This window comes from Bacillus mycoides (assembly GCF_001757995.1).
Classification (GTDB): Bacteria; Bacillota; Bacilli; order Bacillales; family Bacillaceae_G; genus Bacillus_A; species Bacillus_A mycoides_B.
On sequence record NZ_LXLV01000020.1, the window covers coordinates 146,340 to 168,333 of the forward strand.

25 protein-coding genes are annotated in these 21,994 nt (G+C 36.4%); 21 read left to right on the top strand and 4 right to left on the bottom strand.

Going from position 1 to position 21,994, the window contains the following annotated elements:
* Window positions 1–7: 7 nt before the first annotated feature.
* From mgsA to BWGOE10_RS07625, 15 genes are all read left to right on the top strand, one after another.
* The gene (mgsA, locus tag BWGOE10_RS07555; RefSeq protein WP_000684753.1) at window positions 8–403 is read left to right on the top strand and encodes a methylglyoxal synthase; all 396 of its coding nucleotides are present in this window, start codon (window positions 8–10) and stop codon (window positions 401–403) included.
* Between the two features lie 11 nt (window positions 404–414).
* Window positions 415–1,119: a bacillithiol biosynthesis deacetylase BshB1 gene (bshB1, locus tag BWGOE10_RS07560; RefSeq protein WP_002011848.1), complete on the top strand. Its 705-nt coding sequence runs from the start codon at window positions 415–417 to the stop codon at window positions 1,117–1,119.
* Window positions 1,116–2,261, top strand: coding sequence for an N-acetyl-alpha-D-glucosaminyl L-malate synthase BshA (bshA, locus tag BWGOE10_RS07565; RefSeq protein ID WP_002086596.1), 1,146 nt, complete (start codon window positions 1,116–1,118; stop codon window positions 2,259–2,261). The genes bshB1 and bshA overlap by 4 nt, the downstream gene beginning before the upstream one ends.
* On the top strand, window positions 2,248–3,441 hold the full coding sequence (locus BWGOE10_RS07570; RefSeq protein ID WP_070141541.1) for a CCA tRNA nucleotidyltransferase: 1,194 nt from the start codon (window positions 2,248–2,250) through the stop codon (window positions 3,439–3,441). Before bshA ends, BWGOE10_RS07570 begins: the two co-directional genes overlap by 14 nt.
* On the top strand, window positions 3,426–4,406 hold the full coding sequence (locus tag BWGOE10_RS07575) for a biotin--[acetyl-CoA-carboxylase] ligase (RefSeq protein WP_070141542.1): 981 nt from the start codon (window positions 3,426–3,428) through the stop codon (window positions 4,404–4,406). Before BWGOE10_RS07570 ends, BWGOE10_RS07575 begins: the two co-directional genes overlap by 16 nt.
* A 342-nt stretch (window positions 4,407–4,748) precedes the next feature.
* Window positions 4,749–5,585: a 3-methyl-2-oxobutanoate hydroxymethyltransferase gene (panB, locus tag BWGOE10_RS07580; RefSeq protein WP_070141543.1), complete on the top strand. Its 837-nt coding sequence runs from the start codon at window positions 4,749–4,751 to the stop codon at window positions 5,583–5,585.
* Window positions 5,585–6,433, top strand: a complete 849-nt coding sequence (panC, locus tag BWGOE10_RS07585) for a pantoate--beta-alanine ligase (RefSeq protein ID WP_070141544.1) — start codon at window positions 5,585–5,587, stop codon at window positions 6,431–6,433. Before panB ends, panC begins: the two co-directional genes overlap by 1 nt.
* A gap of 12 nt (window positions 6,434–6,445) precedes the next feature.
* Entirely contained in the window at window positions 6,446–6,829 is a 384-nt protein-coding gene (gene panD, locus BWGOE10_RS07590; RefSeq protein WP_070141545.1) for an aspartate 1-decarboxylase, read from the top strand.
* Window positions 6,830–6,959: 130 nt separating this feature from the next.
* Window positions 6,960–9,764, top strand: a complete 2,805-nt coding sequence (gene dinG / locus BWGOE10_RS07595; RefSeq protein ID WP_070141546.1) for an ATP-dependent DNA helicase DinG — start codon at window positions 6,960–6,962, stop codon at window positions 9,762–9,764.
* A gap of 250 nt (window positions 9,765–10,014) precedes the next feature.
* The gene (locus BWGOE10_RS07600; protein ID WP_000358351.1) at window positions 10,015–10,185 is read left to right on the top strand and encodes a YpmA family protein; all 171 of its coding nucleotides are present in this window, start codon (window positions 10,015–10,017) and stop codon (window positions 10,183–10,185) included.
* Window positions 10,186–10,192: 7 nt separating this feature from the next.
* On the top strand, window positions 10,193–10,696 hold the full coding sequence (locus BWGOE10_RS07605) for a DUF5590 domain-containing protein (protein ID WP_070141547.1): 504 nt from the start codon (window positions 10,193–10,195) through the stop codon (window positions 10,694–10,696).
* 18 nt (window positions 10,697–10,714) lie between these two features.
* Entirely contained in the window at window positions 10,715–11,902 is a 1,188-nt protein-coding gene (aspB, locus tag BWGOE10_RS07610; RefSeq protein ID WP_070141548.1) for an aspartate transaminase AspB, read from the top strand.
* Window positions 11,903–12,023: 121 nt separating this feature from the next.
* Window positions 12,024–12,731 carry a DNA replication protein DnaD gene (gene dnaD, locus BWGOE10_RS07615; RefSeq protein WP_000728545.1) on the top strand — a complete coding sequence of 236 codons (708 nt, stop codon included), beginning with the start codon at window positions 12,024–12,026 and terminating at the stop codon, window positions 12,729–12,731.
* Window positions 12,732–12,746: 15 nt separating this feature from the next.
* Window positions 12,747–13,394, top strand: a complete 648-nt coding sequence (nth, locus tag BWGOE10_RS07620) for an endonuclease III (protein ID WP_000933020.1) — start codon at window positions 12,747–12,749, stop codon at window positions 13,392–13,394.
* Between the two features lie 3 nt (window positions 13,395–13,397).
* Window positions 13,398–13,916, top strand: a complete 519-nt coding sequence (locus tag BWGOE10_RS07625; protein WP_070141549.1) for a YpoC family protein — start codon at window positions 13,398–13,400, stop codon at window positions 13,914–13,916.
* 23 nt (window positions 13,917–13,939) lie between these two features.
* Here the strand turns inward: BWGOE10_RS07625 and BWGOE10_RS07630 are convergent, their stop codons facing one another.
* Together BWGOE10_RS07630 and recU are read right to left on the bottom strand one after the other, a co-directional pair.
* On the bottom strand, window positions 13,940–16,657 hold the full coding sequence (locus tag BWGOE10_RS07630; protein WP_070141550.1) for a penicillin-binding protein 1A: 2,718 nt from the start codon (window positions 16,655–16,657) through the stop codon (window positions 13,940–13,942).
* Between the two features lie 66 nt (window positions 16,658–16,723).
* Complete coding sequence (recU, locus tag BWGOE10_RS07635; RefSeq protein WP_002030800.1) at window positions 16,724–17,326, bottom strand: Holliday junction resolvase RecU; 603 nt, start codon at window positions 17,324–17,326, stop codon at window positions 16,724–16,726.
* Between the two features lie 103 nt (window positions 17,327–17,429).
* On the opposite strand from recU, the gene BWGOE10_RS07640 reads away from it, so the two are divergent.
* The gene (locus BWGOE10_RS07640; RefSeq protein WP_070141551.1) at window positions 17,430–18,455 is read left to right on the top strand and encodes a DUF2515 domain-containing protein; all 1,026 of its coding nucleotides are present in this window, start codon (window positions 17,430–17,432) and stop codon (window positions 18,453–18,455) included.
* A 345-nt stretch (window positions 18,456–18,800) separates the two neighbouring features.
* Here the strand turns inward: BWGOE10_RS07640 and BWGOE10_RS33795 are convergent, their stop codons facing one another.
* On the bottom strand, window positions 18,801–18,947 hold the full coding sequence (locus BWGOE10_RS33795) for a phage portal protein (protein WP_306475192.1): 147 nt from the start codon (window positions 18,945–18,947) through the stop codon (window positions 18,801–18,803).
* Between the two features lie 118 nt (window positions 18,948–19,065).
* Here BWGOE10_RS33795 and BWGOE10_RS07645 point away from each other — a divergent pair, with 118 nt between their 5' ends.
* Window positions 19,066–19,308, top strand: coding sequence for a hypothetical protein (locus BWGOE10_RS07645; RefSeq protein WP_002117753.1), 243 nt, complete (start codon window positions 19,066–19,068; stop codon window positions 19,306–19,308).
* A 15-nt stretch (window positions 19,309–19,323) separates the two neighbouring features.
* Window positions 19,324–19,668, top strand: coding sequence for a YppE family protein (locus BWGOE10_RS07650; RefSeq protein ID WP_002149288.1), 345 nt, complete (start codon window positions 19,324–19,326; stop codon window positions 19,666–19,668).
* A 25-nt stretch (window positions 19,669–19,693) separates the two neighbouring features.
* On the opposite strand, the gene BWGOE10_RS07655 is transcribed toward BWGOE10_RS07650, so the two are convergent.
* Entirely contained in the window at window positions 19,694–19,885 is a 192-nt protein-coding gene (locus BWGOE10_RS07655; RefSeq protein WP_012260642.1) for a YppF family protein, read from the bottom strand.
* Window positions 19,886–20,062: 177 nt separating this feature from the next.
* Here BWGOE10_RS07655 and BWGOE10_RS07660 point away from each other — a divergent pair, with 177 nt between their 5' ends.
* The 3 genes from BWGOE10_RS07660 to BWGOE10_RS07670 all read left to right on the top strand — a co-directional run bounded on the left by BWGOE10_RS07660 (window position 20,063) and on the right by BWGOE10_RS07670 (window position 21,948).
* A complete protein-coding gene (locus BWGOE10_RS07660; protein WP_070141552.1) occupies window positions 20,063–20,749 on the top strand; it encodes a YppG family protein in 687 nt (228 codons plus the stop codon).
* A gap of 156 nt (window positions 20,750–20,905) precedes the next feature.
* Window positions 20,906–21,337 (top strand): CotD family spore coat protein, encoded by a 432-nt coding sequence (locus tag BWGOE10_RS07665; protein ID WP_070141553.1) that lies wholly within the window; start codon window positions 20,906–20,908, stop codon window positions 21,335–21,337.
* Between the two features lie 56 nt (window positions 21,338–21,393).
* Window positions 21,394–21,948 carry a DUF1273 domain-containing protein gene (locus BWGOE10_RS07670; RefSeq protein WP_070141554.1) on the top strand — a complete coding sequence of 185 codons (555 nt, stop codon included), beginning with the start codon at window positions 21,394–21,396 and terminating at the stop codon, window positions 21,946–21,948.
* The last annotated feature ends 46 nt before the right edge of the window (window positions 21,949–21,994 follow it).

Sequence of the window (21,994 nt, forward strand, 5' to 3'; positions counted from 1 at the left end):
ACAACGGATGAAAATTGCCTTAATCGCACATGACAAAAAGAAAGATGATATGGTTTCGTTCGCATACGCATATAAACCAATTTTCGAAAAACATGAACTTTTTGCAACAGGGACGACAGGACTTCGTATTATGGAGGCAACTGGTTTAGTTGTAACAAGATATCAATCTGGCCCTCTTGGTGGCGATCAAGAAATTGGTGCAATGATTGCAAAAAATGAGATGGATATGGTGATTTTTTTCCGGGATCCACTAACAGCACAGCCACATGAACCTGATGTCAATGCGTTACTTCGTTTATGTGATGTATACGCCATCCCACTAGCAACGAATATGGCAAGTGCTGAAATGCTAATGCATGCATTAGAGCGGGGAGATTTAGATTACCGAAAGTTAAGAAAATGAGGGGAACAATTATGAGTGGATTACATATATTAGCGTTTGGTGCTCATGCCGATGATGTTGAAATCGGCATGGCAGGTACCATTGCAAAGTATACGAAGCAAGGATATGAAGTAGGTATTTGCGATTTAACAGAAGCTGATCTTTCTTCAAATGGAACGGTAGAACTAAGAAAAGAAGAAGCAAAGGCTGCAGCTCGTATTATGGGAGTAAAAACGAGAATTAATTTAGCAATGCCAGACCGTGGTTTGTATATGAAAGAAGAGTATATACGTGAAATTGTAAAGATTATTCGTACATATAAACCAACACTAATTTTCGCACCATATTACGAAGATCGTCATCCAGACCATGCTAATTGCGCAAAACTTGTGGAAGAAGCTATCTTTTCAGCGGGAATTCGTAAATATATGCCTGAACTTCCGCCGCACCGTGTAGAGTCTTTTTATAATTATATGATTAATGGTTTTCATAAACCGAATTTTTGTATAGATATTAGTGAATACCTTTCTAAAAAGGTGGAAGCCTTAGAAGCGTATGAAAGTCAGTTTTCAACAGGGAGTGATGGTGTTAAGACGCCATTAACCGAAGGATACGTTGAAACTGTAATCGCTCGGGAGAAGATGTTTGGGAAAGAAGTTGGAGTGTTGTATGCCGAAGGATTTATGAGTAAGAAACCGGTTTTATTACATGCTGATTTAATAGGGGGATGTAAATGAAATTGAAAATAGGTATTACATGTTATCCTTCTGTAGGTGGTTCTGGGGTTGTTGGGACAGAGTTAGGAAAGCAATTGGCGGAACGCGGACATGAAATTCATTTTATTACATCGGGTGTACCATTTCGATTGAATAAAGTGTACCCGAACATTTATTTTCACGAAGTAACAGTAAATCAATATTCTGTTTTTCAATATCCACCTTACGATTTAGCATTAGCGAGTAAAATGGCAGAGGTTGCTCAAAGAGAAAACCTTGATATTTTACACGTGCATTATGCAATCCCTCATGCTATTTGTGCATATTTAGCAAAACAAATGATTGGGGAGCGTATTAAAATTGTTACAACCTTACATGGAACGGATATTACTGTGTTAGGTTCCGACCCTTCGTTAAATAATTTAATTCGCTTTGGTATTGAACAATCTGATGTTGTTACAGCTGTGTCACATTCGTTAATTGAAGAAACGAATGAACTTGTAAAACCAGATAAAGAAATTGAGACGGTATACAATTTTGTAGACGAACGTGTTTATTTCAAACGTGATATGTCTCAATTAAAAAAAGAATACGGTATACGAGAAAATGAAAAAGTGTTGATTCATATTTCAAATTTCCGAAAGGTTAAGCGTGTACAGGATGTTGTGCAGTCATTTGCCAAAATTGTAAAGGAAGTAGATGCGAAATTGCTTCTTGTTGGTGATGGACCAGAGTTCTGTACTATTTTACAATTGGTGAAAAGTTTACATATTGAGGAACGTGTCTTATTCCTAGGAAAGCAAGATAATGTTGCAGAGCTTCTTGCGATGAGTGATTTAATGCTACTTTTATCAGAAAAGGAAAGTTTTGGTCTCGTTATATTAGAAGCGATGGCGTGTGGTGTGCCTAGTATCGGAACGAGGGTTGGGGGCATTCCAGAGGTCATTCAACATGGTGAAACAGGATATATATGTGAAGTTGGAGATACAGACGGAATAGCTAAGCAAGCAATTCAACTACTAGAAAATGAAGAACTTCACCGTAATATGGGAGAGCGGGCGATGAAATCAGTATATGAGCAGTTTCGTTCGGAAAAAATCGTTTCACAGTATGAGGCGATTTATTATGACATACTAAGGGATGACAAGAATGGAAAGATTTAAAAAAGCTAGTTCAATTATTGAGATATTAAAACAGAACGGACATGAGGCTTACTTCGTGGGTGGAAGTGTACGCGATCTTATCATCGATAGACCGATTGGAGATATCGATATCGCAACATCTGCTTTACCAGAAGAAGTAATGGCTATTTTCCCAAGACATGTTCCGGTTGGTCTTGAGCATGGAACTGTAATTGTTGTAGAAAATGGTGAACCGTATGAGGTAACTACTTTTCGGACAGAAAGCGAATATGAAGATTTTCGGAGACCTAGTAGTGTTCAATTTGTCCGTTCATTAGAAGAGGATTTAAAACGACGTGATTTCACGATGAATGCAATTGCGATGACAGAGGAAGGCGAAATGGTTGATTTATTTGCCGGACAAGAAGCGATTCGTCTGAAGGAAATTACAACGGTTGGAGATGCTGCAGACCGTTTTCAAGAAGATGCACTGCGAATGATGCGTGGTATTCGGTTCGTAAGTACGTTAGGTTTCTCTTTGGAAATAAAGACGAAACAAGCAATTGAAACGTATGGGCATTTGCTCGAACATATAGCGATTGAAAGAATTACAGTTGAATTTGAAAAATTGTTGACCGGTACATATTGTGTGAATGGTCTTCAAGAGTTAGTAGAAACGAAGCTATTTGCTCATCTGCCATATTTACAAATGTCAGAAGAAAGACTCTTGAAAGCTACGCAGTATAAATGGGATTCTTTCGAAACAGACGTTGAGGCGTGGGCATTTTTCTTATATTGTATCGGAGAAGAGCATCCATCTGTCTTTTTACGTCAATGGAAGTTCTCGAATAAAAAGATTAAAGATATCGTAGCGGTTTTATTAGCAATTCGTTCTAGAAAGGAGAAGGAGTGGGATACAATCCTTCTTTATAAAACTGGAATTCACATCGCTGAGATGGCGGAAAGAGTATATGAAGCGATAATAGAAAGTTATAATAGTGCGTCTGTTAAGCAAGTACAATCATTATTTCATGCATTGCCGATAAAAAATCGTCAAGAAATGAATGTGACTGGTAATGATTTATTAAGCTGGGCAGATAAAAAGCCAGGTCCGTGGGTTGCCGAAATGCTTCAAAATATTGAAGAAGCAATCGTACAAGGAGATTTAGTTAATAAGAAAGAGAATATAAGGGAGTGGCTACAAAGATGCAATCTACTATAAGAAAGCAGTTATTACAAGTTTTTTCTGAAGCAGATGGTGCATTTGTATCTGGTCAAACACTTAGTGACAAACTTGGCTGTTCGAGAACCGCTGTATGGAAGCATATGGAGGATCTTCGTAATGAAGGGTATGAACTAGAAGCTGTACGCCGCTTAGGTTATCGAATTGCTAGTAAACCAGATAAAGTAACTGCTAATGAGATTCAATTAGGATTACAAACAGAGCGTATTGGTAGAACGGTTTATTTTGAAGAATCGGTTGAATCTACTCAGCATATTGCAGCAAGACTTGCTTATGAAGGCGCAGAAGAGGGAACAATTGTCGTTGCTGAAGAACAAACAGCAGGTAGAGGACGTTTAAGTAGAAAATGGTATTCTCCAAAAGGAACAGGAATTTGGATGAGTATTATTTTGCGTCCATCTATTCCAGTTCATCATGCCCCGCAGCTTACTTTATTAGCAGCTGTTAGCGTAGCGCAAGCAATTGAAAAATGTACCGGTGTAAACGTAGGGATTAAATGGCCAAATGATATTTTAATTCAAGGTAAAAAAGCTGTCGGTATATTAACGGAGATGCAAGCTGATCCAGATAAAATTAATGCTGTTATTATGGGAATTGGCATTAATGCAAATCAGAAACAAGAACACTTTGATGAGGAAATTCAGCAAATTGCAACTTCATTAGCAATTGAATCGGGTAAGCCGATTGTTCGTGCGGAACTTATGCAACAAATTTTCTTGCAACTAGAGAAATTGTATGAAGAGTATTTAAAAAATGGCTTCTCTGTTATTAAAATTCTTTGGGAAAGTTACGCAGTAAGTATCGGAAAAGAAATTACAGCTCGAACGATGAAGGAAACTATTAATGGGCTAGCAAAAGGGATTACGGAGGATGGTGTATTGTTACTTGAGGATCATCAAGGACAAGTGCACCACATTCATTCTGCCGATATAGAAATTAAGTAAAAGAAGTTCCTATTTTGGAGCTTCTTTTTGTCATTTAGATACTAATAAATTTCACATACCGTAATAGGAATAGAAAATTATTTTTTCGAAAAAATGTAGCAATTCCTTTTCAGAGTTTGCTATAATTAATTCGAATATGGGCAGTATCAAAGCGAACTGCACCATTATTTTACGCAGTATGAAAAAATAATAATTTGGATTCTGCCTTGATCCAATAACGGACTGGGACAGAGGGATGAATAATGCCGACTAACACACAACCCTTCTGCCCTTTTATGGCCAGAGGGGTTTTTTATATGATTTCGGCCATCTCCTCTCTCCTGCATAAAGGAGGAGTAGTTTTTGAAAACAAAAACAGATTTTTTGAAAATGAAAGAGCTAGGTGAGCCGATTACAATGCTAACGGCGTATGATTATCCATCTGCTAAATTAGCAGAAGAAGCTAAAGTCGATATGATTTTAGTGGGTGATTCTCTAGGAATGGTTGTGCTTGGGTATGATTCAACAGTTCCAGTAACAGTAGAGGATATGATTCATCATACGAAAGCTGTACGCCGCGGAGCGAAAGAGACGTTTATTGTAACTGATATGCCATTTATGTCTTATCATGTCTCATTGCAAGATACGATGGTTAATGCACGTCGCATTGTTCAAGAGAGCGGGGCACATGCATTAAAGGTAGAAGGTGCTGGAGAAGTTATATCAACTATTCATTACTTAACGAATGCGGGAGTTCCCGTTGTGGCGCATTTAGGTTTAACTCCTCAATCTGTAGGAGTGCTAGGTGGGTATAAAGTACAAGGGAAAGATGCTGAAAGTGCAAAAAAATTAATAGAAGATGCAAAGAAATGTGAGGAAGCGGGTGCAATAGCACTTGTGTTAGAGTGTGTGCCAATGCAATTAGCAGAACTTATTTCAGAGCAGTTAACAATTCCTACAATCGGAATTGGAGCAGGACAAAAAGTAGATGGGCAAGTTCTTGTATACCATGATCTTATCTCGTACGGCGTAAATCGTGTTCCGAAATTTGTGAAGCAATATACGTCTGTTCAAGAGGAGATTGTGCGAGGGATTTCGCAATACGTTACTGAAGTAAAGACAGGGCAATTTCCTGAAGAAAAACATTCATTCACAATGAAAGAGGAAGAATGCTTAGCGTTATACGGAGGAAAACAATAATGAAAATCATAACTACAGTACAAGAGATGCAGCAAATTACAAACGAACTTCGTACAAGTGGAAAAAGTATCGGTTTTGTTCCAACGATGGGGTATTTACACGAAGGGCATGCTACGTTACTACGTAAGGCAAGGGAAGAAAATGAAATTGTAGTTTTAAGTGTATTTGTAAATCCACTACAATTTGGGCCAAATGAAGATTTAGATCGATACCCACGTGATATTGATAGAGATGAAAATGTAGCAAAAGAAAATGGTGTTGATTATTTATTTTATCCGAGTGTAGAAGAGATGTATCCAGCAGAACAAACGACAGCAGTAGAAGTTGTGAAGCGTACCGACGTATTATGTGGCAAACAAAGACCTGGTCATTTCGCTGGTGTTGCTACTGTACTAATGAAACTATTTAATATTACATTGCCAACGCGTGCTTATTTCGGTATGAAAGATGCACAGCAAGTAGCTGTAATTGAAGGATTCGTAACGGATTTTAATATTCCAGTTACAATCGTACCAGTTGATATTGTAAGGGAAGAAGATGGATTAGCGAAAAGTTCTCGTAATGTGTATTTATTACAAGAAGAACGTGAAGAGGCTCCTCGTTTATACCGCAGTCTATGTATAGCGAAAGAACGAATTGAGGCAGGCGAACGTGATCCAGAAATCATTATGAATCTTGTGAAAGAGCATATTGAGAAGTATACGAAAGGCACTGTAGATTATGCTGATTTATATGCATATCCTTCATTAAAAGCAATAGATAAAATTGAAGGAAGAATCATTTTAGCGATTGCAGTTAAGTTTGAAAATGTACGATTAATTGACAATATAACATTAATGGGGAAATAAGGGGGAGCATCTATGTTTCGCACAATGATGAGAGCGAAGTTACATCGCGCAACTGTAACAGAAGCAAACTTAAATTATGTAGGTAGTATTACAATTGATGAAGATTTAATCGATGCGGTAAATATTGTAGAAAATGAAAAAGTACAAATTGTAAATAACAACAACGGAGCTCGCTTAGAGACATATGTTATAAAAGGAGAGCGCGGTAGCGGTATTGTTTGTTTAAATGGTGCAGCTGCAAGGCTTGTACAACCAGGTGATAAAGTTATTATTATTTGCTATGGTTTAGTGGCAGAAGAAAATATTCATAAACAAGAGCCGAAAATTGCAGTATTAGATGATGATAATCAAATTGTTGAAATGTTAGGTGCTGAAAAAGCTGGCACGATATTATAAGTAGGAAGGCTATCTCTAATTAAGGAGATAGCTTTTTTGTGCATCTTTTCATTAAGATGAGGTAAAACGTGGTATAGTAACATTATATAATTTTTGTGTTTGATAGGTAAGAAATTGAGGTGTTACATATATGAGTAAGCGTTATGTCGTTGTTGATTTAGAGACGACAGGGAACTCCTGGAAGGATGGGAAGGATAAAATTACCCAAATTGCAGCTGTTGTAGTGGAAGATGGAGAGATATTAGAGATTTTTTCATCTTTTATTAATCCGAAGAGAGAGATTCCCCTATTTATTACAGAACTAACTGGGATTGATGAAGACCTTGTAAAACAAGCCCCGTTATTTCGAGATGTAGCCCCGATGATTGTTGAGCTATTACAAGGTGCGGCTTTTGTTGCACATAACGTTCACTTTGATTGGAATTTTTTAAATGAAGAATTAAGACAGGCTGGATATACAGAAGTACATTGTCCTAAAATCGATACAGTTGAATTGGCGCAAATTCTTTTGCCGACAGCTGATAGTTATAAATTACGTGATTTAGCTAAGCAACATGAACTAGAGCATGATCAACCACATCGTGCGGATAGTGATGCTCTTGCAACAGCGGAGTTGTTTTTACAATTTTTAAGTGAAATTGAAAAGTTACCACTGGTCACATTACAAGCGCTTTATGAATTAAGTGATGTTTTCCAAAGTGATATAGCTGATGTACTTTCTGAAAATATTTTAAAGAAAATGATGCACGGTAAAGAAGAGGCAGAGGAGTATGAAGTGTATCGAAATATTGCGCTTCGAAAGCGGAATTATTCTTTAAGCCTCAGTGAAACATGCTCATCTAAATTTGATGCTTTCTTACATAAGACAATGGATAAACTTGAATTGAATATGCCAAAGTTTGAAAAAAGAGAAAGCCAACAGATTATGATGAAGGAAATATATACAGCGCTAAGAGATTCTAGGTTTTCACTGATTGAAGCAGGAACAGGTACGGGGAAGACGCTTGCATATTTACTTCCAAGTATTTATTTTGCAAAGAAAAAAGAAGAACCTGTCATTATAAGTACACAAACTGTACAATTGCAACAACAAATACTAGAAAAAGAAATTCCTTTATTAAAGAAAATAATGCCATTTTCATTTGAAGTGGCTCTTCTGAAAGGAAGAAAGCATTATTTGTGTCTACATAAATTTGAATATGCTTTGCAAGAGGAAGAGAAAAATTATGATATAGCGCTCACAAAGGCAAAAATTTTAGTGTGGTTATTGCAAACGGAAACCGGCGATCGTGATGAATTAAATATTCCTGAGGGCGGAAAGTTACTTTGGAACCGTATTTGTAGTGATGCATATAGTCCAGGCGGGATGCAAAGTAACTGGTTTAGTCGTTGTTTTTATCAACGAGCGAAGAATAAAGCATTGTTTGCAGATATTGTTATTACCAATCATGCGTTATTATTTCAAGATTTTTCAAGTGAAGAACCACTGTTTGCTTCATGTGAACATATTATTTTTGATGAAGCTCATCATATCGAGGAAGCGGCGAGTAGAACATTCGGTGAACAGTTCTCATGTATGTATTTTCAATTAGCGCTATCTCGTCTTGGTACGCTAGAAACAGATGATGTGCTTTCTAAAGTATATAAAATGATGAAAAAATCAGAGCAAGCCTCTCGTTCGACTTTTCGTATGGTGAGTCATAGTTTGAAGGAATTGAAATTTGATGCGGATGAACTATTCCAAATGTTACGTGCTTTCATATTTAAACAAACAAAGCAGGAACAAGGGATGAGCAATATGCCGCTCATTTATCGATATAACACGGAAGTAGAGACAGGTAAGCTATGGGATAGCATTACCGAGTTAACAAATCGTTTTGTATATGATGTAAGAAAATTAGTGACTACACTTGAGAAGCAAGTTGATATATTACAAAGTAAATTAGAATGGGAGATGCATGTTGTTACAGGTGAATTTATGCACTTAATTGAGTTGTTGAGAAAGATGGTACAATCTTTACAATTACTCATTTTAGAAAAAAATTCATACGTGACATGGATGGAGACTGAAACGAAGGGAACGATTCATTCAACAGTTTTATATGCGCAGCCTGTTCATATTAGTGAAAGATTTGCTGATGAATTTTTAACAGAAAAAAAGAGTGTTATTTTCACATCAGCGACGTTAACAGTTAGTGATTCATTTGACTATATAAAAGAGGAGCTAGGTTTACATGATTTTGCGCCCAATACATTAAAGGTTCCATCACCATTTCGTTTTGAAGAACAAATGAAATTAATGGTTTCAACGGATGTGCCTTTTATTAAGCAAGCAAGTAATGAGGAATATATTGAGTCTGTATCGGCACATATTGCGAAAATAGCGAAAGCTACAAAAGGTAGAATGCTCGTTTTATTTACTTCGTATGAAATGTTGAAAGAAGCGTATACGAATTTGAAAAGTGATGATGCATTAGAAGGATATTTATTATTAACACAAAGTGTGAATAATAAGAGCCGAAGTCGCCTCATTCGTAAATTTCAAGAGTTCGACAAATCGATTTTGTTAGGAACAAGTAGTTTTTGGGAAGGGATAGATATACCTGGAGATGCTCTGAGTTGCCTTGTCATTGTCCGTCTGCCCTTTACGCCTCCTCATCAGCCGATGATGGAAGCAAAAGGAGAGTGGCTAAAAAATCAAGGAGAAGACGTATTCGCTAAGTTAGCGCTCCCGCAAGCGATATTACGTTTTAAACAAGGATTTGGTCGTCTTATTAGAACAAATACAGATACGGGAACGGTATTTGTACTAGATCGCCGTTTGACAAGCTCTTCCTATGGAAAACGATTTTTACAATCAATCCCAACTGTCCCGCTCTATGAAGGACCGTTAGAAGAATTGTTAGAGCAATTAAAGGAACGGCCAAATAAATAAAATTGGAAGAAAAATACGCCTGAAGTACATTTAAACTTCAGGCGTAAAAAATGTGGGTAGGAGGAATTTTATTTTTCTTACTTCTTGTACACAAAATATATTGCTTTTCGATTTGAAACCTTTTTTTGCTGTACATGTCCTGCTATAATAGATGGGTGATGAAGCAGGGGTTGTAAAGAATGTACTCTTATTGTAACCGCATTGCGTTCTTCTATAATTAGAAATTTTTGTGTAACGGAGGAGTTTTTTCATGGATAAGAAAATCGAAGTCCTATCAACGACGCGTATTAAATATTCGTCTGACTTGTATAAAATTGTTGATAGCTTGAATCGTACGTTAAAAGAGCAGGACCTCATGTTCGGATTAGCATTAGACGAAAAAGATAAAGAAATAGCTGTATTTACGATTTACAGAACGTAGTGATACAATGAAAAAGTGGATCTTTACAATCATTATCATTATCGTTGCTAGCGGAATATATGGGGCGTATGTTTATAATAAAGCGATGGAAAAGAAAATTCCAAAAGAGTCAAAGTCTGTAGAAATTGCAAAAGAAAAAGCAAAGCTTACAAATGTGAAATCTGTGGATTATTATAACGGAGAATCTTCATATACAGTCGTACAAGGTACAGATGAAAAAGGAGAACAACTTATTGTTTGGGTGCCTGAGAAAAAAGGGGAAACTATAGTAAAGAAAAAGAGCGAAGGTATTTCTGAAAAAGATGCTTTACAAAGAACGATTGAACAAGTCGGAGATGAAAGTAAAGAACCCAAAAGTAAGCCGAAAGAAATTTTAAAAGTAAAATTAGGCGTTGAAAACAATATACCACTATGGGAAGTTACATATATTGATGATGACAATCGTTATAGTTACTACAATCTTGCGTTTCAAGATGGTCAGTTTTTAAAACGATATAGCATTGAAAAATAGATGTAGGGGGAACTACAAATGAAATTAGCAAAGCGAGTAGCTGCTTTAACACCATCTGCAACTTTAGAAATTACAGCAAAGGCACAAGCATTAAAAGCAGAAGGTCATGATGTAATTGGATTAGGAGCAGGAGAACCTGACTTTAATACGCCAGAACATATTATGGATGCTGCGCATAAAGCGATGTTAGAAGGACATACGAAGTATACACCAACAGGTGGATTACAAGCGTTAAAACAAGAAATTGTGAAGAAGTTTACGCGTGATCAAGGAATTGCGTATGATCCATCTGAAATTATTGTATGTAATGGTGCCAAGCATGCATTATATACATTATTCCAAGTGTTACTTGATGAAGGAGATGAAGTTATCATCCCAACTCCTTATTGGGTAAGTTATCCTGAGCAAGTAAAGCTTGCTGGTGGTAAGCCAGTTTATGTAGAAGGTCTAGAAGGCAATGAGTACAAAATTACAGCAAAGCAGCTGCGTGAGGCAATTACAGAGAAAACGAAAGCAGTTATTATTAATTCACCGAGCAATCCAACAGGGATGATTTACAGCAAAGAAGAATTACAACAGCTTGGAGAAGTATGTTTAGAGCATGATATCTTAATCGTTTCAGATGAAATTTATGAAAAATTAATTTATGGTGATGTAGAATATACTTCAATTGCCCAGCTTTCTAATGCATTAAAAGAACAAACACTTATTATTAATGGTGTATCTAAATCACATTCTATGACAGGGTGGCGCATTGGATATGCAGCAGGAAATAAGCAGCTTATTAAAGCGATGACGAACTTAGCGAGTCATAGTACGTCAAACCCTACTTCAATTGCTCAATACGGTGCAATTGCTGCGTATGCAGGCTCACAAGAACCTGTAGAAACAATGCGTCAAGCGTTTGAAGAAAGATTGAACATTATTTATGATAAATTAATTCAAATTCCTGGTTTTACTTGCATTAAGCCACAAGGTGCTTTTTACTTGTTCCCAAATGTAAAAGAAGCCGTAGCATTAGCTGGGTATGATACAGTTGATGAGTGGGCAAAAGCATTATTAGAAGAAGAAAAGGTGGCTCTTGTTCCAGGTACAGGATTTGGTGCACCAAATAACGTTCGATTATCGTATGCGACATCTCTTGAGCAAGTTGAGAAAGCATTAGAACGAATTCATACGTTCATGAAAAGTAAAGTACAGGCTTAATCGTCTGTTTCTTGTAGTAAATGGAAAAAAACCTCCCTATATATAGGGAGGTTTTTTTGACGAATTGTGGCAAAAAGAAATGGCTAAAGGTGTGTTATACTAGAAAGCGAGGTGTTTGGTGATGAAAAAGAAAATGATGTTACAATGGTTTGAACAGGGAAGCATAGCGATTCCTAAATTACTTATGATGCATTATAAAAAGCTAGGTTTAAATGAGACGGAATTTATGGTAGTACTTCATGTACACACATTTTTAGAATCAGGTAATTCGTTCCCGACTCCTTCAGAGATTTCAGAACGGATGACGATAACAGAAATGAAATGCATGGAAGTGATTCAGACTTTAATCCAAAAAGGTTTTTTAGCACTAGAAGGTGGACAAAGATCTGAAGCGATGATGTGTGAAAGTTATTCTTTACAACCACTGTGGGAAAAAATATTACACTTTTTAATGAATGAATCTATAGAGGAAGAGCAAAAAGAACAAAAACAAATTCAAGTAAATTTATATACAGTATTTGAAAAAGAATTCGGAAGACCACTTTCGCCATTTGAATGTGAAACATTAGGGATGTGGGAAGATCAAGATCAACACCATCCAAATTTAATTCAAGCGGCTCTTCGTGAAGCTGTTATGAGTGGTAAACTTAATTTCCGGTATATTGATCGTATTTTGTTTGAGTGGAAAAAGAACGGAATTAAAACGGTAGATCAAGCGCAAAATCAAGGCCAGAAATTTAGAGCGAATCAACAACGCACACAACAAACGACAAAACAAGAGACGAAATTTACTGGGAAAGTGCCTTTTTATAATTGGTTGGAGCAGTAGTGTAGGAGGAAAGATATGTTGAACAAAACGCAAATTCGTTATTGTTTAGATACAATGGCGGATATGTATCCAGAAGCGCATTGTGAATTAATTCATGATAATCCATTTGAACTTGTAATCGCAGTGGCATTATCTGCACAATGCACAGATGCACTTGTGAATAAAGTGACGAAAAACTTATTTCAAAAATATAAAACACCAGAAGATTATTTAAGTGTGTCTTTAGAAGAATTACAACAAGATATACGTTCCATTGGATTGTTTAGAAATAAGGCGAAAAATATTCAAAAATTGTGCCGGATGTTACTAGATGATTATAACGGGAAAGTTCCAGAAGACCGTGACGAGCTGACGAAATTACCTGGAGTAGGGAGAAAGACAGCGAATGTAGTTGTTTCGGTAGCATTTGGAATTCCAGCAATTGCTGTTGATACGCATGTAGAGAGAGTAAGTAAACGGTTAGCAATTTGTAGATGGAAAGATTCTGTGTTAGAAGTGGAAAAGACATTGATGAAGAAAATTCCAATGGATGAGTGGGGAGTTACACACCATCGTATGATTTTCTTTGGACGTTATTACTGTAAGGCGCAGCGACCACAATGTGAAGAGTGCCGATTACTAGAAATATGTCGTGAAGGAAAGAAACGAATGAAGGGGAAATAAAGGATGGAGCGAGTTATAGAAATACCGAAAGAGTTTCGGTACGTACCATTTTTTAAAAAGAGTGCAAATTCGATTACGTATAATACAGACCAGTCTTTTGAAGAGATAATACAAAATACTTACTTTGTATTTGATATTGAAAGACAATATGAGCCGTGGAATGAAATTGAAACAAGTATTCCAGCGGTGTTAAATGTATGGAAAAGCAGGCATGAAGAAATTGCTACACTATTTCGAAACCGAAAAAAACAAGAAGCTGAGGGTCCGATGATTCTTTTTGCAGCACACTTGCTATCGGTTGTATATTGGCTAAATGAGAAGCCTGTTCATAGTTTGAATGAGATGCAAGTAAATACGAATGAATTGGAAGCACAACCTGTTAATTTTATAGAACGATACTCATTTATTATAAAGAAACCGAGTAATTATCATTCGTATATTCAATTAGCACAGTTGTATATTGAAATAGAAAAGCTACATGTTAAGAAAGTGATAACAAAAAAGAAGTCCTTTTCTCGTTAAGAGTAAGGACTTCTTTTTTGTTATTAAGACTCTGATGTAACAACATCTCCGTCTGCGTGAGGTGTATCTCCTCCGGTATTCTGTTGGTGCTGCTCTTCTTCAGCTTTTTTTCTAGCTTCTTCTTCAGCTTTTCTCTTAGCTTCTTCTTCAGCTTTTTTCTTAGCTTCTTCGTCAGCCTTCTTCTTAGCTTCTTCGTCAGCCTTCTTCTTAGCCTCTTCTTCAGCAGCTTTCTTTTGAGCTTCTTCTTGCTGTTTACGTTGTTGTTCTTGTTGTTGCTTCTGTTGTTGTTCTTGTTGTTTACGCTGATCTTCGTCAGCTTTTTTTGTAGCTTCTTCTTGTTTTAGTTTATCTTCATTGGCCTTTTTCTGGGCCTCTTCGTCAGCCTTTTTCTTAGCTTCTTCGTCAGCCTTCTTCTTAGCCTCTTCCTCAGCTTTTTTCGCATCTGGAGTTCCGCCAGGCGCAGTGAATGATGCACCAATTGCAGGACTTGTTCCAGTACCCTTTTTCGCTACTACAGAGAAGCTGTAAGTAACACCTGGTTTAATACCACCAAGAGTAGCTGTCGTACCGCTTACTGACAAGCTACCACTAGAACCGTCAGTAGCTTTATAGCTTGCTGCGTATGCATCAACATTTGATGATGGTCCAGACCAGTTCAGTGTCACTGTGCTAGCACCATCGAAAGCGACATTAAGGCCACTAGGTGGATCTACTTTAATTTCTTTAACTGCATCTTTTTTCGCACCTTTAATGTACAGTTCTCCATTTAATTCTTGTACAGAAGAAGGGCGCTCGAAACGAGATTTATCTGTAGCAAATTTGCTCATCATCACTTGGAACATTTGTTGTGCAATTTTAGTATAACGATCGCTAATGTAATTTTCTGGACCATTCTTTTCGTAACCAGTCCACACAGCCATCGTATATTGTGGTGTATATCCAGCAAACCAGCTATCTCTGTTTGCATCAGATGGGATGCCATATTTTTTTATATCTTTTGCATCAAAGTTTTGTGTTCCTGTTTTACCAGCAACGTCGAATCCAGAAACATATGCTGTTGGCCCTGTACCGCCAGAACCAGGTTTTACTACGTCACGAAGAACGTCAGTAACCATGTAAGCTGTATAGTCGTGCATTGCACGTTGTTCTTTCGGTTTAAAGCTTTTCTTTTTCCCGTCTGGGAAGATGACTTCTTTTACGAAGTGAGGTTTATTATAAACACCGTCATTACCAAACGCTGCATATGCACCTGCTACTGCTAATGGAGAACTATCGTTACTACCAATTGCAGTAGATTCATGTACTCCATTTTCAAACGTCATGCCTAAACCTTCAGCAAACTCTTGTGACTTAGTAAGACCAACTGTTTGAGCTGTCTTTAAAGCCGGGATGTTTAATGACTTCTTCAATGCTTCACGAAGTGAAACGTCACCTTTAAAATTACCTGTAGCATTTTTAATCTTTGTGCCATTAGAGTAAGTGTAATCAGAGTCATTTAATTGATGATAAGTAGACCATTGAAGATTCTCAATTGCTGGACCATAGTCGAAAATTGGTTTCATTGTTGAACCAACTTGGCGTTTTAAATCAACTGCCATATTATGACCTTTGAAAGTAGACTTACTTTCTTTACGCCCAGCACCAATTGCTCGAACTTCTCCAGACTGTGTATCCATAAATACAAATGATCCTTGGAACTGATCGTTTGGATATTTAATGATATTACCATCCATAATTTTCTCAGCGTAATCTTGAGCATCTTGATCAAGTGTTGTATGAATCGTTAAACCATCTGAACCGATATTTACATCAGGGTATTCTTTTTCAACTTCCTTTACAACAGCATCTAAAAATGCTTGGTATTTCATTTCAGTTACTTCTGAAGATGGAAGAAGTCCTTGTGTTACAGGGATTTGCATCGCGTCATTCATTTCTTGTTTCGTTATATACCCGTGTCGGTTCATTAATGTTAATACGATATTACGACGTTTCGTTGCTCTATCAACGTTATCTGGTTTTGTTGGATCATAAATGTTAGGACCTTGGGGTAAACCAGCGAGCATTGCAGCTTCGTGTAGTTGTATGTCTTTTAAATCTTTGCCGTAATATTTTTTGGCAGCTGTTGAAATACCATAAGAGCGATTACCTAGGTTAATCTTATTTAAGTACATTTCTAAAATTTCATGTTTTGAATACTGTTGCTCTAACTTATAAGATAAGTACCATTCCTGCACTTTTCTTTTTGCAGTTTTGTCCATCGTTAGAAAATAGTTTTTAACTACTTGCTGTGTAATCGTACTACCACCTTGTGAGCCGAAGCCACCAGTGACATTTTCCATGACTGCCATTCCAGTACGTCTAAAATCAATTCCATTATGATCGTAGAAACGAGCATCCTCAGTCGCAAGGAATGCACTTTCAATTACTTTTGGAATTTGATCGTATGTAACATGGGTTCGTTTTTCAGCACCATATTCATAGAAGAAATTTCCGTTTTTATCAAGAAACTTTGTTGATAAAGGATTGACTAGCTTTGATTTGTCTAGTTTTGGAGCGTCCTTTACCATAACAAAGAAAGCCGAAACGCCAGCTACGAGGCCGACGATACCAAGAAGTAGACAACCTATAAGGAATTTCTTGAAAAAGGAACCTTTTTTCTTTGGCTTTTCTTCTTTATGAGTTTCTTTCGTTTGATTTTTTACATGATTTCGTTCTGTACGAGAACGATAATTATCTGACATTATACTTTCTCCTACCTTTCATTCTCTCCCCCAAAAGTCGAAAAAAGAGCCTTAGTGATGACTCTATCACGAAAAATAAACCGTGTCTAGTACGCGGATATAATCAATTCGAGGGTGATAACCGCATGATAATAAAGACCCATGCTCTTCTATTTCTTGTTTTGTAATCGATTTACGTCCACCAGTATTTTGACGATTCCAAAATGCAATAATATGTTTTGCATCTAATAAATAAAATTCATCAAAAAGTGTAAATTTAATAATAACAAATGCAATTCCATTATGAGCGACTACTTGCTTCATATGTTCAATTTGATGAAGGTGGAAGTTTTGAAGTGGAAAACTGGTTTTATTTTTAGTTTCTTTCGCTTCAAAATCGATGTATTTCCCTTTGTATACACCGTTGTAATCTGTTGTAGAAGGTTGTTTGAAATACGCTTCTTTTACCACTGCAGCACTTCGAGCGGGGTAATCTACTTTTACAATTTGAAGAGGTGTAGGTTTTTTATGTACGCATGCAATATTATGGGTTAAGTAATATTGATTGGTGTCATTCAATTCCTCTTCAAGGGACATACCTCTATTACTGTAAGTATGTTTTTTTATTGGTGTTTTATGAGGTTGTGAAGCTTGATCGTACCTTTTTCCATTTGGGTAACGAATGGTCATATTTTGTCCACTCCCAACTTGATAAGAATTACTTACAAAGGTGATTATATCAAAAAATGAAAAAAGATGTGACCTTTTTCAAGAAAGGTATGGTGACTTACTCATGTTTCGATGGAATGAGTATGAAAAAATTAAACAGAACCGTAATGATATTTTTTGTACAGAAGAGGAAAAAGCTATAGTTCTTCATATTAAGGAGAGAACGGATGTAGCTAACGTAGATAATATTTCACGTACACAATCTTACCAAGAATATTATTTGAGAAATAGAGAAATTAGATGGTCTTTTTTAGCAAGTATGGTTTCAAGGAATGGGGGATGGAACATGACTGATTTAGAAGGAGAATATTATTCTAATCTTTTATCTCAAACAGTTAAGAGACGATTATTTCTTTTGTATGAGAAAGCTAATTGGCTCATTTTTTTAGATGCATTTCCTCAACTATTACTGTATGAGGAAAGTAAAAAGAGATGTGCGCCGCTCTTTCATTTGTTACAATTTTTCAACATATCAATTTTTATGGAAAAAGAATGGGTCACGTTTTGGGAGAAAAAAGATATAAATAGGCTTATGACGGCGCTTATTATTAATGAACAAAATAAAATTCAAAAACCAGTAATCGAGAATGCATACTTTCAAAAACATGTATTTGATACTGCACTATTCAAATTTCAAGAAATATTTCACGTTAGTGCAGTTATTTTTCCAATGGTGGAAGGGGGAATGTATGGATTTTCAGTTTATCAATTTGAAACGTTGCAAAAACGTATAGAACTTGGGAAGCAATTAGCTTGGTTATTATTTCATTCAAAGTATAAGGCTTCTTTTTATAAATTCGCAGTGCAAACTAGACATACAGGGTCAAGGATGGATTATGAATGTAATATAAGGGGAATTAGAAAATCATGTACGCCGGCTCTTCGAGATGTGTATTCTATTGTCACTCATGAAAAATTAATGGAAAAAGATTGGTTTAGTGAAGGGGTGGAAATAGATTCATTATTTTTACTTAAAAAACCTAAGGGGGAAATTAATATCACAGAATGGTATAGAAAGAAGAGGGAGCAAATACATACTCTTTCTATATTAAGTAGTTTTGTTAAAAGAATAGATGAGTTCATGATATAATCAAAAAGTCCCGCCTTCCTACATGAAGGCGGGGCTTCTTGATTAAAAGTAATATGTTCTTCAACAAATTACTTTTTACTTCGCTATTTGCCGGCAGTATGACTTTAACTTCAACACTTATCGAAAGCGAAGAGGTAAGGTTAGAATAGAAAATAGTTGTTTGTAAAAGCCACTTTGATTAAAGTGTCATTTTATCCTGCTATTTTTGGGCGGTAAAACTCCCACCTCAAAATTTGGCTGGAGCAAAGAAGTTAGGTGGAAGCCCTGCTGCCCGTAAACGCCCGATTGGTGAAGGCTAATAATCAGTGGGGAATGAACAAAACCCCCACTGATTAAAGTTTCACTTTATGTAGCGGGGAAATTTGGACCGTCAAGCTTTGGATTACCAGTCTCAGGTTTGTTTTGTTGTTTGTTTTGCTTTTTCTTTTTTTCGTTTTTATTTTTTGCCATCGTAATACACCTCCTTTTTGTATTGTTACCATTTCTAAAAATGGCATACTAAATGATTTCTTTGACGAATATCAACTAGTTTTGTCATGTGAGAAGGAGTAATCAATCAATCGGCGAAATTACATGACAAAGGAAAGGCAAAGAAGGGGGCGTTTTAAATATGGCGATGGTTCAGAAGGAAGATGTTATGAAAAAAATGGATCAAATGTTAAGTTCTCTCGATTTGCTGGAAATGAATATTGGGATTAGAATGAATCATGCATTGAAGGATAAAGGTGAAAAAATATGCAATAAGATAGAAATAACAGAAATGCATATAGAGCATATGGAAAATAAATTAGTGCATCACGAAGAAAAAGGGAGTTGGGTAAAGACATTTCAAAACGTCGTAGTGAGTGCATAATAAGGTGGGAACAAAATGGGATATGAAGCATTAATCCAGTCCTCTGAGAAGTTGATGCAGTATAATGATGAAGCGAATGTGAAAAAAAGAGAAATGGCTGAATATGATTTTTATAAGGATATGAAGCCATTTGTTGATATTGTAGATGCGGAGTTAGAGATGTGGAAAGAATTAGCTTACAGGTGGATAAAGGAAGAACGACCTAAGTATATACATGTACAACAAATTGATCAAGTGTATGATAATTTACAAACTAATGTGCTACAATGTTTTGTTAATAAGGGAAAAGGTAAACGTTTCTTTGAAACTTATCAAGCTATTTCGTATACTTTGCAAAATATCGTAGATCAATGTAAGTAACAAGAGGGAAAGCCCTCTTGTTTTTTTATGCTTCTGTCACTGTTGTAGGTTTTGTTGCACCGTTTATTTCTAATTCACGTATTAATGTTCGGTAATCTGATATGCATATTTTTCCTTCAAGATAACAATGTCTTGCAAAGTCTAACAGTTCATTCGAATTTTCTGTGTAATACCCCTTTTTTTGAGAAAACGCTTGTTTTAAATCCCCTAATACCATGTTGATTCCTCCCCCATGAGAAACTTTTTCCTTATTATCATAGCATGGAAGGGTTTACTTTCTAATTTTTTTAAAAATTTAAACTTCCGACAAAAAAAGACAGATACTCCGTCACACATTTTAATTTATAGGTACATATTCTATATGTAGAAACTTATGCGAAGGAGGAGAGAATGCATGTTTCAACAACCTAATGTATATCAGCAAGCAAATCCATATGCACAGCAAAATATGTACCAATATAATGAGGATACATATTTGCGATATAATATGTATCCTTTCGAGCCTCATTATGGAAACCAAAATTATTATCAACCATTTGAAGTGTCGTTTGGGAATCAATCGCAACAAGCACATATGAATCAACCGCAGCAAGCGCATATGAATCAATCGCAACAAGCGTATACGAATCAACCGCAGCAAGCGCATATGAATCAGTCGCAACAAGCGTATACGAATCAACCACAGCAACCGCACATGGATCAGTCGCAACAACCACATATGAATCAACCGCAGCAAGCGTATACGAATCAACCGCAGCAACCGCATATGAGTCAGCCACAGCAAATGTATACGAATCAACCACAGCAAGCTTATATGAATTCACAAAACTACATGTCGCCATCTCAATATGTAAATCAACAAGCTATGTTTTATCCACCGAAACAACCATATCCAACGATGAATAAACAAAAGCAACAGCAACAGCAACCAAGTCAGTTTTCTAGTTTTGTTTCACAATTTAAATCATCAGATGGTAACTACGATGTAAATAAAATGATGAACACAGCTGGACAAATGATGAACGCGATGAATCAAGTAACAGGGATTGTTAAACAAGTTGGGGGCTTCTTTGGTAAATAATAGTAGGGGCTTATCCATAATGTATCTTATGTATGAAATGGGGCACTAGACAAATTTCCATGAAATAAATGGGTATATATAACAAGCGGCTTTACCACCTCGCTCATATTGTAAAGTGTAGTCAGATTTTTTTAATGAGAGAGGAGAGAAAAAACTATGCATCATTGTCATCCTTGCTTTGGAGGGCATAAGCCTGTAGGACCTATTTGTACGACAGCTCCTGTCATTCATCCGACAAAACAATGTGTAACACATTCTTTTTCAACAACGGTGGTGCCACACATTTTCCCAACGCATACAACACATGTACATCATCAACAAATTAAAAATCAAAACTTCTTCCCACAAACAAACTCGAACGTAAATGTTGTAGACCCTGGTGATCCAGGATCTGTTGGTGGATTTGGCGGTGGATTCGGCGGTGGATTCGGCGGTGGATTCGGCGGTGGATTCGGCGGTGGATGTGGACCATGTGGTCATGGTCATCATCACCACGGTCATCAAATATCACCATTTGGACCAGGACCGAACGTGTCACCATTTGGACCAAATATCGGACCAAACGTTGGTGGAATGTTTAAAAAGTAAATGATATGTTAGAACTAGCAAAATGCTAGTTCTTTTTTTGTAATTGGAGTGTTGATATGAAAGTCATTGCTGTAACAGGATATAAGCCATTTGAACTTGGAATATTTAAAAATGATCATCCAGGAGTAGAATGTATAAAAAAGGCGTTGCATCGTAAATTAACTGCTTTTGTAGAAGAAGGTTTGGAATGGGTTATTATAAGTGGTCAATTAGGAGTGGAGCTATGGGCTGCTGAAGTTGTTTTTGAGATTCAAGTAGAATATCCAGATTTAAAATTAGCGGTATTTACTCCTTTTTTAGAACAAGAGGAAAATTGGAAGGAAGATAATCGTGAATATTACGAATTTATTCTTTCACAAGCAGATCACATTGATAGTATTACGAAACGGAAGTATGAAAGTCCAGAGCAATTTAAATTAAAGAATCAATTTTTTATTGAAAAAAGCGATGCACTTTTAGCTGTATATGATGAAGAAAAGCCTGGGAGCCCTAAATATATTGTAGAAGCAGCTAAGAAAAAAGGAGAAATAGAAAATTATCACAGTTATTTCATTCTTTTTTCTGATTTACAAGATATAATGGAAGAGGAACAGTGGAATAATGCAGAGTAATATGTAATATAGTACTCGTATATTTGATTGACAAAAGGCATTGTTT

Bases quoted from the DNA above. Each gene is read 5' to 3' on its own strand.
- dnaD (WP_000728545.1), top strand. From the start codon at position 12,024: ATGAAAAAGAAAATGATGTTACAATGGTTTGAACAGGGAAGCATAGCG.
- BWGOE10_RS07670 (WP_070141554.1), top strand. From the start codon at position 21,394: ATGAAAGTCATTGCTGTAACAGGATATAAGCCATTTGAACTTGGAATA.
- panC (WP_070141544.1), top strand. From the start codon at position 5,585: ATGAAAATCATAACTACAGTACAAGAGATGCAGCAAATTACAAACGAA.
- BWGOE10_RS07605 (WP_070141547.1), top strand. From the start codon at position 10,193: ATGAAAAAGTGGATCTTTACAATCATTATCATTATCGTTGCTAGCGGA.
- BWGOE10_RS07640 (WP_070141551.1), top strand. From the start codon at position 17,430: ATGTTTCGATGGAATGAGTATGAAAAAATTAAACAGAACCGTAATGAT.
- BWGOE10_RS07655 (WP_012260642.1), bottom strand. From the start codon at position 19,885: ATGGTATTAGGGGATTTAAAACAAGCGTTTTCTCAAAAAAAGGGGTAT.
- BWGOE10_RS07665 (WP_070141553.1), top strand. From the start codon at position 20,906: ATGCATCATTGTCATCCTTGCTTTGGAGGGCATAAGCCTGTAGGACCT.
- BWGOE10_RS07645 (WP_002117753.1), top strand. From the start codon at position 19,066: ATGGCGATGGTTCAGAAGGAAGATGTTATGAAAAAAATGGATCAAATG.
- nth (WP_000933020.1), top strand. From the start codon at position 12,747: ATGTTGAACAAAACGCAAATTCGTTATTGTTTAGATACAATGGCGGAT.
- BWGOE10_RS07600 (WP_000358351.1), top strand. From the start codon at position 10,015: ATGGATAAGAAAATCGAAGTCCTATCAACGACGCGTATTAAATATTCG.
- BWGOE10_RS07570 (WP_070141541.1), top strand. From the start codon at position 2,248: ATGGAAAGATTTAAAAAAGCTAGTTCAATTATTGAGATATTAAAACAG.
- BWGOE10_RS07575 (WP_070141542.1), top strand. From the start codon at position 3,426: ATGCAATCTACTATAAGAAAGCAGTTATTACAAGTTTTTTCTGAAGCA.
- dinG (WP_070141546.1), top strand. From the start codon at position 6,960: ATGAGTAAGCGTTATGTCGTTGTTGATTTAGAGACGACAGGGAACTCC.
- mgsA (WP_000684753.1), top strand. From the start codon at position 8: ATGAAAATTGCCTTAATCGCACATGACAAAAAGAAAGATGATATGGTT.
- BWGOE10_RS07625 (WP_070141549.1), top strand. From the start codon at position 13,398: ATGGAGCGAGTTATAGAAATACCGAAAGAGTTTCGGTACGTACCATTT.
- BWGOE10_RS07660 (WP_070141552.1), top strand. From the start codon at position 20,063: ATGTTTCAACAACCTAATGTATATCAGCAAGCAAATCCATATGCACAG.
- bshA (WP_002086596.1), top strand. From the start codon at position 1,116: ATGAAATTGAAAATAGGTATTACATGTTATCCTTCTGTAGGTGGTTCT.
- BWGOE10_RS07630 (WP_070141550.1), bottom strand. From the start codon at position 16,657: ATGTCAGATAATTATCGTTCTCGTACAGAACGAAATCATGTAAAAAAT.
- BWGOE10_RS07650 (WP_002149288.1), top strand. From the start codon at position 19,324: ATGGGATATGAAGCATTAATCCAGTCCTCTGAGAAGTTGATGCAGTAT.
- bshB1 (WP_002011848.1), top strand. From the start codon at position 415: ATGAGTGGATTACATATATTAGCGTTTGGTGCTCATGCCGATGATGTT.
- aspB (WP_070141548.1), top strand. From the start codon at position 10,715: ATGAAATTAGCAAAGCGAGTAGCTGCTTTAACACCATCTGCAACTTTA.
- panD (WP_070141545.1), top strand. From the start codon at position 6,446: ATGTTTCGCACAATGATGAGAGCGAAGTTACATCGCGCAACTGTAACA.
- recU (WP_002030800.1), bottom strand. From the start codon at position 17,326: ATGACCATTCGTTACCCAAATGGAAAAAGGTACGATCAAGCTTCACAA.